Origin of the sequence: Anoxybacteroides tepidamans (assembly GCF_014201465.1) — a bacterium.
In the GTDB taxonomy this organism is placed as follows: Bacteria; Bacillota; Bacilli; order Bacillales; family Anoxybacillaceae; genus Anoxybacteroides; species Anoxybacteroides tepidamans.
Genome location: NZ_JACHEP010000001.1, coordinates 1 through 13,125, shown reverse-complemented (window position 1 = coordinate 13,125; position 13,125 = coordinate 1). Strand labels below are relative to the sequence as shown.

Here is a 13,125-nt window from a genome sequence, read left to right as displayed (position 1 = left end):
CGATGGAAAAGCTAGACGGAAAATCGATGGATTTAGTGCAAACAAACATCGAAGCATTAAAGAAGCTATTCCCAGAAGTCGTGACGGAAGGAAAAATCGATTTTCAGAAACTAAAGCTTGTGCTTGGCGAAGAAATTGAAAAAAGAAACGAGCGATACGAATTTACATGGCACGGCAAGACACAAGCAATGCAACTCGCGCAAACGCCGTCCACTGGAACGCTCAGACCAGACAAACAATCAAGCAAAAACTGGGACACGACGGACAATCTTTATATTGAAGGGGATAACCTCGAAGTATTGAAGCTATTGCAAAAATCATACTTTGGCAAAATTAAAATGATCTACATCGACCCGCCATACAACACCGGAAAAGACTTTGTTTATAAAGACGACTTCCGCGATAACATTAAAAACTACAAAGAAATGACGCAGCAAACAACAAAAGCCAATACGGAAACAAACGGACGGTATCATACCGATTGGTTGAATATGATGTACCCGCGGCTAAAACTGGCGAGGAATTTGTTAAGGGAGGATGGGGTTATTTTTATTAGTATTGATGATACAGAAGTAGGAAACCTAAGAAAAGTTTGTGATGAAATTTTTGGAGAACAAAATTTTTTAGGTGTATTAATATGGAAAAGCCGCCAAATAGTTGATAGTCGTAATAAAACAGGTCTATCAAATGATCATGAGTATGTAGTTGTTTTTTGCAAAAATATCGAACAGTTTAGTTTGAAAGGTAAGTTGATTGATATATCTAAATATTCGAATCCGGACAATGACCCAAGAGGTCCTTGGATGAGCAATAGTATTCTTGGACTTGCTAATTCATCACAAAGACCTAATTTGCATTACCCTATTTTTGAACCGAAAACTGGTAGGAAATTTGTGCCACCGGAAGATAGTGGATGGAGATATTCAAAAGAAACTATGCAACAAAAAATCGATGAGGGGCGAATTATTTTTCCTATCAAAGATGATGGTAGACCTCGTGAGAAAAAGTATTTATCAGAACTTGGTAGCAGATTCACAGGTTTTTCATCCGTATTAACAGATGAGGTTGGTTTTACATTAAATGGTAGTAGAGAGGTTCGCGAAATATTTGGAGGAAAGTATTTTGATTTTCCTAAGCCAGTTTCACTGGTAAAGAGCATATTAGAGCAAAGTAGTGAAAAAAATTCGATAATTCTCGATTTCTTCTCCGGTTCTGCCACTACTGCCCATGCGGTGATGCAACTAAATGCCGAAGATGGTGGAAATCGTAAATTCATTATGGTTCAGCTACCAGAGCCAACTGCTGAAAATTCAGAAGCATATAAAGCCGGTTATAAAAACATTTGCGAGATCGGGAAAGAACGCATTCGCCGCGCAGGGGAAAAGATTGTTCAGGAGACAGGAAAAAACGATTTGGATATAGGTTTTAAAGTGTTTACGCTCGATTCATCGAATATTAAAACGTGGGATCCAGATTTCGAAAACTTGAAACAAGACCTTTTTGATTACAAGGATAATATGAAAGAAGACCGAACAAAAGAAGACTTGTTATACGAGATTTTACTAAAAATAGGTCTGCCGCTGACGACGCCGATTGAAGAAATCGACTACAACGGCAAAACGATTTACAACGTCGGTTTCGGGGCGGTGCTCCTATGCTTAGAAAATGACATTGATTTAGACATTGTCCACGAAATGATGAAACATAAGTCTGAACATTTATCGCCGAAAGTCATTTTTAAAGAATCGGGCTTTATGAACGACTCGGTGAAAATAAACGCCATTCAAACATTGAAAAAGAACGGAATCAATGATGTAAGGAGTGTGTAGGAAATGAAGCTAAAGTTTCATGGAGATTTAACCTACCAAAAACAAGCGATTGATTCCGTCGTCCAGATTTTTAAGGGACAAGAGCTGAGCCAGTCAAATTTTACTGTTTCGTATGGGCCAAATGCCGGAATGATTCAAACGGCGCTCGGGATAGGAAATCGTTTAGACCTTACGTCGGATGAAATCTTAAAAAACGTTCAAGACGTTCAACTGAAAAACGGCTTGCCGCGTAGCGAGAAGTTAGACGGTATGAATTTCACGATCGAAATGGAAACAGGAACAGGGAAAACGTATGTGTACTTGCGAACGATTTATGAATTAAATAAACATTACGGTTTTACAAAGTTTGTCATCGTTGTACCGTCGGTCGCCATTCGCGAAGGCGTTTATAAATCGCTACAAATAACAAGAGATCATTTTAATGAACTATATGACAACAAGCCGCTAGAATATTTCATTTACGATTCACAAAAATTGGACCGCGTCCGCAATTTTGCGACCGCTACGACGATTCAAGTGATGGTTATTAATATTGATGCTTTTCGCAAAAGCTTTGAAGATCCCGAAAAAGAAGATAAGGCAAACGTCATCCACCGTCCGAACGATCGCTTAAACGGATATCGGCCGATTCAATTTATTCAAGAAACGAACCCGATTGTTATTATCGACGAACCACAAAGCGTCGATACGACGCCAAAGTCAAAAGAGGCGATTGCGTCACTCAACCCATTATGCACGTTGCGTTATTCGGCAACGCATGTCGATAAATACAATATGATTTACCGATTAGATGCGGTCGATGCTTACAACCAAAAACTTGTTAAGCGAATTGAAGTCATGTCCGTTCGCTCCGAGCCATCGTTTAATGTACCTTATATAAAGTTGGTAGATGTGAAGGAACGAAAAGCAACGATTGAGCTCGATGTTGAAGCGCGAGGGAAAGTGAAGCGAACGACGAAAACGGTGAAATATGGCGATGACTTATATGACATTTCTGGAGAGCGCGACATATATCGTGGTTATATTGTTGAGCAAATTGACTGGACGCCGGGAAACGAGTCGATTGAAGTCAACGGTCATTATTTGCGAATCGGCGATGTCATTGGCGATATGGATGACGATACGATTAAACGATACCAAATTCGCAAAACGATTGAAGAGCATTTAGATAAAGAATTGCGCTTACGCCATCGTGGCATTAAAGTGCTTAGTTTATTTTTCATTGATAAAGTAGCGAACTATCGGGACTACGATCAAGATGGCAACCCGATAAAAGGGAAATACGCCGTGATGTTTGAAGAAGAGTATCAGAAACTCATTCAAAAACCAAAATATCGTACATTGTTTAACGATATTGACGTTGATATCCCGATTGAAAAAGTGCATAACGGCTATTTTGCGCAAGATAAAAAAGGAAGGCTAAAAGATACGAAAGGGAATACAGAAGCGGATACAGATGTATATAACCTTATTATGAAAGACAAAGAACGGTTGTTAAGTTTGGACGAGCCACTTCGCTTTATTTTCTCGCACTCCGCTCTGCGTGAAGGTTGGGACAACCCAAACGTATTTCAAATTTGTACATTAAAAGATTCAGCGGGAACGTACGTATCACGCCGCCAAGAAATCGGGCGCGGGCTGCGCTTAGCCGTGAATCAAAACGGTGAACGAGTGCAAGATGACAGTGTGAACATATTAACAGTGATGGCAAATGAATCGTATGAAGAGTTTGTCGCTTCTTTGCAAAAAGAAATGGAAGAAGAAACAGGCGTGACTTTTGGAAAGATCGAAAAACACATATTTGCCAAATTAACGTATATCGATCCAAATACAGAAGAACCGATGCAAATGGGCTACGATTTATCGGCTAAGTTGTACGAAGAGCTGAAGCAGCATGGATATATTGACGCTAAAGGAAAAGCAAAGCCGGAGCTAAAAGAAGCGATAGATAATGATACATTAAAGATGAGCGATGAGTTTCAGCCTTGGAAGCAAGCGATTTTGCATGAAATAAACCATTACTTGCAGCACTTGCCGATTAAAGATGCGACGAAAAAGAAAAGAGTGCAATTAAATAAGCAAGTGTTTTTTGGTGAAGAGTTTCGCCAACTTTGGGAGCGAATTAAATATAAGACGGTCTACTCCGTTCAAATCGACAGCGATCAACTCATTCAAAAAAGCATAACGAGCATTCAAAACATGCCGCGTATTGAAAAAATTCGTATTATCAGCCGAAAAGATCAATTGGCGATTGACCGCGTGGAAGGAGTGCAGTTGGAAACCGTCAGTGAGCGAGTGGAAGACTATGTTACCGCTCACCATACGTTGCCAGACATTATTACCGAACTGCAAAACCGCACGAATTTAACGCGAAAAACGATTGTTGAAATTTTGACGGGCTGCGACCGTCTCGATGACTTTAAAAACAATCCGCAAAAGTTTATGGAAGAAGTCACAAAAGTCATTCAGCGTGAAATGAAATTGCTTTTAAAAGACGGTGTGAAATATTACAAAATCGGCGATGATGCGTATTATGCCGTCGAGCTGTTTGAAAATGAAGAGCTGCTTGCGTATTTAAACAACAATGCGATTCGTAGTGAAAAATCGTTGTTTGATCATATCGTCTACGATTCGGATATCGAAGCGAGTTTTGCACAGCGATTTGAAAAGGACGAACATGTCAAAGTATATGTCAAACTGCCACATTGGTTTAAAATCGACACGCCAATTGGTGCATACAACCCTGACTGGGCGCTTGTAGTCGACAAAGACGGCGAAGAAAAACTATACTTCGTCCTCGAAACAAAAGGAACCGACTGGGAAGGCGCACTCCGCCCAGAAGAAGCGGCAAAAATCGACTTTGCCCGCAAACACTTCCAAGCGATCCATACAAACGTCGAATTCATCGGACCAGAGAAAGATGTTAATGAATTTATGCTCCGAGCAATGAGCTGATAGGACGGATTAGACAGGAGTTGATAAAACTTCTGTCTTTTTTTAATTTTGTGACAAGGTTCGACAGGATTTTTGGGTGATTTGTAGTATTTTAAGGAATGTGGTAGTGACTATAGTCGAGTACTTGAATCCGTGATAGCTTCTTTATCATAAGTACTCAAGCATTTCGTTATATCCAAAATTTTATTTTTTTCCATCAACTTATTCGATTAAGGTATGTATAGGGATTTCTGGATAATTACGCCTTGTTTTTACCGTGTGTTTAGTTTTTCGTTTGTAGGTAAATTTAGGATAATTGATTTGCTCATCTACAATCAATTATAGAAACATTGGGGGATTTTTATGGAAAATAATATCAACTGGGATTTAAGTAATATTCTTAAAATAAATAGAAAGGAAATGTCTTTTGAAAGAAATGAAGAAATCCATATAGGACAATTAAGAAAAGAAATAGAACCATGGCTATCAGCTCTATTCCAAAGTGAACATATGTCTGCGCTTTTTGGAGCCGGTTTAACAATTGCAGTAACAAACTTAGCAAATTGCAGTTCACAAGGGATGAACAGAATTATGTTTAATGGTGAGTATTCCGAATATATAACGAAATATGCAGATAAATCAGCCGAAGCTATGGAGAGAGGCTATGCAAATTTTGAAGATGATCTTAGAACTGCTAACGAATTGCTTAAAGGACTAAAGATTATCGATGAGCAAAAAGCAACAAAACTAGAGATCGAAATTTCGGCTCAGTTAAGTACATTTTTAAAGAATATTATTAAAACTGAACATGATTTTCTTAATAGCGTTTCGAAGTCCTATTTTGCTCTAAATTATTTAAAGTCTTTCTTAATTAGCTTTTCAAGTCGCACTCCGACAAGGGATAGATTGCATATATTTACAACTAACTATGATCGGTTTATTGAATTCGGTTGTGATAGTGCTGGCATAATGATGATAGATCGATTTGTCGGAAAAGTAAGACCTATATTTAGGTCAGGGAGGTTTGAATTGGATTATTTTTATAATCCACCAGGGTTAAGAGGAGAGCCTAGATTTGTTGAGGGAGTAGTACGTTTTACTAAATTGCATGGCTCAATTGATTGGATATCGGAGGACAAGATTATCAGAAAATTACCTGTAGATTTCGGAGATAAAGACTATTCTGAGAAGATAAATTCTTATGAGCATTTGGCTATATACCCAAACTCTTCGAAGGATATCGAGACAGACTACTATCCATACGCAGATTTGTTTCGAGATTTTTCAAGTGCCATTTGTAAACCGAACTCTGTTATTGTTACATATGGATACAGTTTTGGTGACTTACATATAAATAGAATTATTGAAGATATGCTTTCCATACCTTCTACGCATATTGTCATTATCTCATATGACGATTCGTATAAAAGAATTCGAAAGTTTTACGAGAGAAATAATCCAGCACAATTTACACTGTTGATAGGAAATCATTTTGGAGATCTTAAAACTCTTGTCGATCATTATCTGCCGAAAGCTGCTATAGATAGAATCTCTATCAGAAGCAACGAAATTCAGGAAAAGCGTGGCGATAGGACTCAGAACGCTGAGTCTTATGATGGGCAACATCTTGATAAAGTAGAGGGGAGAGAGTCCAAATGCTCTACTTAGATTATGATTTATTTAGGAATTTAACAGTTGGAACAGTAGAATCTGTATCTCCAAATCAAATTAGGGTTGTAATAGAAAATAGGGCGCCACAAAGTACCGCTCTTAATACAGGTACCCCAACTATATTTCCAAGAATAAATGGGTTTGTGCTTATTCCAAACGAAAGTGGTGCATTAGTTTGTATTATTTCATGGGTTGGGATTGAATCACAAACAATCAGTAATGCAAGTCATAATACTATAATAAATCTCCCATATCCTTTAAGAAAAATGGTAACAAATCCACTGGGTGTTTTAAAATATAATGATGAGGAGAATTATGAATTTGAGCGGGGAGTTTATAATTATCCGTCTGTTGGTGACCCTGTTGTTATACCTACCCCGGAACAATTAGAATCTATAATTACCAACAAAGATGAAAACGCAAATGTTGTTATTGGTACGGCACCTATTGCTGCCAATTCAGTAATAAAAGTAAATCCAGACAAGTTGTTTGGTCGTCATTTGGCGGTATTAGGTAATACTGGGAGTGGAAAGTCTTGTTCAGTAGCTGGACTAATTCGTTGGTCTTTGGAGGCTGCAAAAGAAAATAAAAAGAAAAAAGAAAAACCTATTAACTCAAGATTCTTAATCCTTGATACAAATGGCGAGTATTTAAATACTTTTGATGATATATGTAATGTTAGAAAATTTAAGGTTAAGATTATTGAAAGTGACATGAAAGAATTTGAACAATTACGTGTTCCTTCTTGGATGTGGAACAGCGCTGAATGGAGTTCAATAGCGCAGGCAAGTAGCAAGACTCAAAGGCCTATTTTACGAAGAGCACTAAGGGAACTAAGAAATGGAAATTTTTGTAGTAAAAACGAAATTGAAAAGATTAGAAGATATTTCACAAGTTTACAAATTATATTAAAAAATGATTACAATAGCGGGCTGTCAGCATTTGCTGAGAAGCCAGGAAAAAACGAATTTGGAAGAAAACTTCTTAGGGTTGCGGATGACGCTAAATACTATTTGTCAACTTATACTACTATAGATAATCGATATGTGGAAGGATTAAAAGCGCTTAGTGAGCAATTAAACAATATTGCGTTAAAGAAGAGAAAAAATTTTGTTAACAAAAATGGAGAAGAACAAGAATATTTTGACTCTTTCTATGTCAGCGATGTTGAAAATGCTATTAATGCAGTCGATGATTTTTTGAAACTATTTGGTGAAATACAAATCTATGAAGGTCCTAATGAGGATTCACCAGTACCATTTAGGCTCGAAAGTCTGGCAGATCATATTGAAACAATAGCAGAGGAGAAAAATGTACTACAATATCTTGATTTTTTAGTAATGCGAATTCGCACGATGATTTCTGATTTAAGAATGGGCTCAATTATAAACACTACAGATGAAGTTACACTAGAGAGATGGTTGCGGGACTATATCGGTGCTAGTGAAGCGGAGAATGGGGAAATAGCGATAATCGATCTTTCACTTGTTCCTGTAGATATTCTTCATCTTGTTGTGGCAGTAATTTCACGTATAGTATTTGAAGCGTTGCAACGATATCGAAGACTAAACGGAGAGGCTTTACCGACTGTATTAGTATTGGAAGAAGCCCACAACTATATAAGTAAGCTTAACAATAATGGCGAGGAAGAATTTTCACAAACAATTATGTGTTGTAAAATTTTTGAAAAAATCGCGAGAGAAGGAAGGAAGTTTGGGTTAGGATTATTGATTTCATCACAGAGACCTTCAGAATTATCTCAAACAATACTCTCTCAATGTAATACGTTCTTACTTCATAGGATAGTAAACGATAAAGATCAAGAACTTGTAAAAAGGCTTGTTCCAGATAATCTTGGTGCGATGCTCTCAGAGCTACCAGTGTTACCTACAAGAAAAGCAATAATCCTTGGATGGGCAGCTCCAATACCAATACTCGTTGAAATGAGGGAGCTGTCAAAAGAAAAACAACCACATTCGTCTGATCCTGATTTTTGGGATGTTTGGACTGATCAAAAAGAACGAAAAATTGATTGGGAAAAAATATCTAAAGAATGGCAGGAAGAAAATTAATTGATCTCGGTGCACTTTCACCTGCCGAAATTATTCAGGAACATCGCGGAAATCCAGTTCAGAATTTGGCACCCCCTACACATGGACAGATTATCCGAGCATATGTGATTAAGTAGCATATCAAATAAACTGGAAATTCGATTAAAAAATCTTTCTAAACATACTATACGAGGAGGATTCAAAGTGATTGCTCCACAACAGACAGAATCAATAAAAAATTTAGTTGAAAATATACATAAAGAAAATATCTTGTTGCCAGAATTTCAAAGAGACTTCGTATGGGAGTTAGGTAAAACATGTGAGCTTTTTGATTCTTTGGTTAGAGATATTTTTATAGGTTCTATAATATATGGTAAACCTTCTTTCGAAATAACGGTTAGAGAAATAGATAAAAGACCTAGAAAGGGAGAAGGTAGTCGAAAAAAGCTTGTAACCAAGTTTTTTGATAAAGAGGACATTCAACGAATGACTCAAATTAATAACTTTAGGCTTATACTCGATGGTCAGCAAAGAGCTACTTCTATCTATAGAGCTCTAACAGGAGTTGACGAAGTTTGGTTTATTGCAAAAAATGAAGAGGAACTCGAAACATCTATTCGTGAAAAAGAGTTTAGAGAAAGAACATTGGAGGAAATGTTATTCGAATTTAGCCTTCAAGAAGACGAAGATAGGCTCTCTATAAAGTTATCAGATGCTTTTTTAATATCAAAAGGCGATATATTGGATGATGATATTAAGGAGAATTATTTTGGGAAATTATCCTTCATTGCGGGTATGGATGAAGAAGAATTGAAACTAGCTTTTAGAAAATATCGAATGATATGCGTAAAGCTAGGTGAACTATTCAATAGTGAAAAATTACTTTCATATTATTTGTTAAATATGAATACGGAGAAATTTGCTCTCTTTTTCGAACGAAGCAATAGCAAAGGTATTCAACTTAACTTTATAGATATTTTGGCAGCTAAGTTATACAAAGGATTTAATTTAAGACAAAAAATTGAGGAACTAGAATCAAGCTTCCCAAATTATCATTTTAATCGAGAAATAATCGTTCGTACTATTTCCTATATTGTAAGTAATGGCAAGGAAGTTGATCGAAATTATATTCTATCTAATTTAAACTATGAACATTTCAATATGTATTGGGATGAGGTTTGTAACTGTTATAGAAAAGTCCTTGATTTTCTTTTTAAAGAGAGATTTATAATTTCTCAAAAATGGATGCCGTATGAAAACATGTTGATACCTTTAATTATTTTTTTGCGCTCTATCCATAAAACTGATTTTTCTCAGATGAACGAAAATCAACACGAATTTATTAAATACTGGTATTGGTCATCAATCTTTGCTCAACGGTATTCTTCAGGCTCTAATGAAGCTATAATTCAAGATGCATCTATTCTTTCTAATATTGCTCAAAATAAGAAGATAAGCGATAAAGCTTTTTTTAGTCGCCTAAAAATTCAAATCACTTCGCTCGAAGATATCTTGTCTTTCTCTAAAAAAGGAAATGTTATTTATAAAGGAATTTTAAACCTTATAAATTTTGCATCGAAAGGTTTAATAGATTGGAGCAATTCAAGTCAGCTACACTTAAATAGCAAGTTAGAAGATCATCATATCTTCCCTAAAGAATACATTAAAAATAAATTTAAAGATAATGAGCAAATATTATCACTAATAGATTGTGTAGCGAACAGGACATTGATTCCTAAAATCACAAACATAAAAATTGGAAAGAAATCTCCATCACAATATCTTAAAGAATTGATGAAAATTAATCCAAATATTGTAGAGAGCTTAAAAAATCATTTAATACCTATAGAAATAATAGATGGTGTCTATGATGACTTTTATATTGTATTTTTAGAAAAAAGAGCGGAATCAATTTTCAAATTGATTGAGAAATATATTATAGCAAAAGAACAAAAAATAGTAGATCTCTTCTATCAACCACCAAAAACAAAAGGGAATATAAAAATATTCGCTAGTTATTATAATAAAAAAGTGGAAGCTATATTTGATATTGAGACTCAACAAGTGCATTACAATGGTGAAGTTTTATCTGTTTCAGCCGCTGCAGATAAAGCAAAATATAATTTAAGCGGTAAGGATAATACTTCTACGAATGGATGGAAATTTTGGAAGTATATAAATGATCAAAATCAAGAAAGATATATAGATGATTTTAGAAAATATAAATAATTAATGGTTCGGTACTGTCACGCCCCGAGGATTGTCGAGATTTGTAGAAACAGAGAGTCATAAGCATGGCTCTCTGTTTTTGCATGTGCGCTCCTCAAAATCTGTTCCCTTGCCAAACAAATAAACGCAAAATTCATTTTCCCCTCATTAAAAGCCAATTTCCCCGGCTCTCTTCGCTTTTTTGTGAGGAAAATCTACCGGAAAATTGAATTTTCCGCGTTTGTTTTTTTCTCTCTTTCCGTTGTAATCAATCTGTACCCGCTACATTCCCCTCGAAAGGATGACCCTCGTGAAATACCTCGATTTGAAAATGGACTTTATGTTCAAGCAATTGTTTGGTCATCCGAGTCGTAAGTCGATTATGATCGCCTTTTTAAACGCCCTGTTGCATCGGACAGGTGACGACCGGATCGTCGAGTCGATGTCCAATTCGAAAACACTGAGCTGACGAAAGAAACGGAAGATGGGAAAATGAGCCGGCTGGACGTATTGGTACTAACGGATCGCGGCGAACGGATCAACGTCGAAATTCAAGTTGTTTACCAGCACGATATGCCGGAACGCATGCTTACTGAGCGCGGCTGTTTTCGTCCTCTCTTTCGAAAGGAGAACCGTATTCCGTTTTTCCACCGACAATTATGATCGACATCCTTTTTACATGAAACGGACCGTTTTCACACCTTCCCATCGGCTAAGAGGAAGAACAGTTCCTCTAAAGCCCTCATCTTTAGTAAAATATTTCTTGACATGCCCTTTTTTTTATGCATAATTGTACATAGAATAAACGCTGTCGTTCATACGGATGACAGGTCAAGAATGGGAGCGGCATCGTGTCGCTCCTTTTGTTTTCATTTGGGGGAGGGATTTTTTTGTATTCACGGATTGCCCTGTTTATTGATGGAGGGTATCTTGACAATGTATTAAAATGGCATGGAAAAGCAAAAATTGACTACAGCAAGCTTGCCGCAATCATGGCTAACGATCACTTGCTTCTAAGAACATACTACTACCACTGCCTTCCATATCAATCACCAAATCCATCTCCAGAGGAAAAAGAGTATTTCTCAAATGCCCAAAGTTTTTTCAAAAGATTGAACAGGCTAGACAGCTTCACTGTTCGGGAAGGGAAACTAGCATTTCGTGGAATTGACGATCGTGGCTTTCCGGTGTTTGAGCAAAAGCGCATTGATGTTATGTTAGCAACAGACTTAGTGATGCATAGCACAAAGAAATTAATCACTCATGCGGCACTTTTAACGGGGGACAGCGACTTTTTGCCTGCGTTGCAAATTGCCCAGTCAGAAGGAGTGCATGTGACTCTTTATTATTCAGATGAAAGTGATGACATCCGACCTCACGATGAGCTGCTAGACCTTGTTGATGATCGAAAAGTGATCAATGCGGAATTCATCAACAGCATTAAAAGGGGATGAATTTTTGGCTGGTTGCCTATCAAACGATGAAAATGCGAGCAGTACCTAGCACTGTTTGCTTATTCCTTTGAACAAATTTTCCATACAATAAAAGAATATACGTTTGAACGTAAGCGATAGTTATTGCGCCTGTCATACTATATAAATGCACTTTAGAAGGTTAACATCCGTATAACCTTTCCCTATCTTGACCATCGCTCCTAAGAACTTGATCGGAAAAGGAGCGGATGCAAGATGAAACGATTGAAAATTACGAATGACCATGGATGGACGCCACAGAAACTTCGTCAAAAGGAACGGACGATGAAAAATGCCTCGTTACGTCAACGTGTCACGGCAGTTCGTCTCGTGATGGAAGGATATATTGCGCACCACTTGATCAGAGATAGGAAAGCAAAAACAAATTCCTACTTATGGTCATCACGCCCAAGTTTCCGTATTTGGCGCAGTGAACGTTCACAATAGAGAAACCGTTTTGCATCGTGCAGCATCCGCCACTGCCACGACGTTTTTAGATTTCTTACGTATGTTAGCCAATCGTTATCCAGAGAAGCTTATCATATTAGTGCTCGACAATGCGCGTATTCATCATGCCGAGATGGTGAAAGACTATTTGAGCGAAGAAGGACATCCGTTTCATTTTATCTTTTTGCCACCGTATTCTCCACAGCTAAACCCGATTGAACGGTTGTGGAAATGGCTGAAGGATGCGGTGATTGCGAATGTGTTTCATAAAGATCAAAACGATATGGATCACGCGATTACCCGATTTGCAGATTACATCTCCCAGCACTACAACGCTTGGGGTGCACAGCGTGAAACAGAGGTTAACTTTTTAAGTTGGATATAATAGCACCACGGTTTTAAGAGATTATACCTAACTACCCGTGGTGCTAGTTGAGCGCTAGCGCTCAACTAGCCCGAGTGTTACAAGCGAATACACCAACAATATGCCATCTAGTGCCACTTCAAACCCTG

The 13,125-nt window shown here is 37.3% G+C and carries 10 protein-coding genes; all 10 read left to right on the top strand.

Features of this window, described 5'->3' with window-relative positions:
* Positions 1-2: 2 nt before the first annotated feature.
* The 10 genes from HNQ34_RS00040 (at position 3) to HNQ34_RS00005 (ending at position 12,997) form a co-directional block, all read left to right on the top strand.
* Positions 3-1,829 (top strand): site-specific DNA-methyltransferase, encoded by a 1,827-nt coding sequence (locus tag HNQ34_RS00040; RefSeq protein ID WP_183250745.1) that lies wholly within the window; start codon positions 3-5, stop codon positions 1,827-1,829.
* A 3-nt stretch (positions 1,830-1,832) separates the two neighbouring features.
* Positions 1,833-4,784: a type III restriction-modification system endonuclease gene (locus tag HNQ34_RS00035; protein WP_183250744.1), complete on the top strand. Its 2,952-nt coding sequence runs from the start codon at positions 1,833-1,835 to the stop codon at positions 4,782-4,784.
* Between the two features lie 342 nt (positions 4,785-5,126).
* Positions 5,127-6,431 (top strand): SIR2 family protein, encoded by a 1,305-nt coding sequence (locus tag HNQ34_RS00030; RefSeq protein ID WP_183250743.1) that lies wholly within the window; start codon positions 5,127-5,129, stop codon positions 6,429-6,431.
* Positions 6,419-8,506 (top strand): ATP-binding protein, encoded by a 2,088-nt coding sequence (locus HNQ34_RS00025; protein WP_183250742.1) that lies wholly within the window; start codon positions 6,419-6,421, stop codon positions 8,504-8,506. The genes HNQ34_RS00030 and HNQ34_RS00025 overlap by 13 nt, the downstream gene beginning before the upstream one ends.
* A gap of 183 nt (positions 8,507-8,689) precedes the next feature.
* The gene (locus tag HNQ34_RS00020) at positions 8,690-10,714 is read left to right on the top strand and encodes a DUF262 domain-containing protein (RefSeq protein WP_183250741.1); all 2,025 of its coding nucleotides are present in this window, start codon (positions 8,690-8,692) and stop codon (positions 10,712-10,714) included.
* Positions 10,715-11,003: 289 nt separating this feature from the next.
* The gene (locus tag HNQ34_RS17335; RefSeq protein ID WP_312856073.1) at positions 11,004-11,162 is read left to right on the top strand and encodes a PD-(D/E)XK nuclease family transposase; all 159 of its coding nucleotides are present in this window, start codon (positions 11,004-11,006) and stop codon (positions 11,160-11,162) included.
* Positions 11,163-11,185: 23 nt separating this feature from the next.
* On the top strand, positions 11,186-11,356 hold the full coding sequence (locus HNQ34_RS17330) for an Rpn family recombination-promoting nuclease/putative transposase (RefSeq protein ID WP_246363617.1): 171 nt from the start codon (positions 11,186-11,188) through the stop codon (positions 11,354-11,356).
* A 227-nt stretch (positions 11,357-11,583) separates the two neighbouring features.
* The gene (locus HNQ34_RS00010) at positions 11,584-12,147 is read left to right on the top strand and encodes an NYN domain-containing protein (protein WP_221277216.1); all 564 of its coding nucleotides are present in this window, start codon (positions 11,584-11,586) and stop codon (positions 12,145-12,147) included.
* 234 nt (positions 12,148-12,381) lie between these two features.
* Positions 12,382-12,612, top strand: a complete 231-nt coding sequence (locus HNQ34_RS17980) for a hypothetical protein (protein WP_458294266.1) — start codon at positions 12,382-12,384, stop codon at positions 12,610-12,612.
* Complete coding sequence (locus HNQ34_RS00005) at positions 12,533-12,997, top strand: IS630 family transposase (protein WP_409978342.1); 465 nt, start codon at positions 12,533-12,535, stop codon at positions 12,995-12,997. The genes HNQ34_RS17980 and HNQ34_RS00005 overlap by 80 nt, the downstream gene beginning before the upstream one ends.
* Positions 12,998-13,125: the final 128 nt, after the last annotated feature.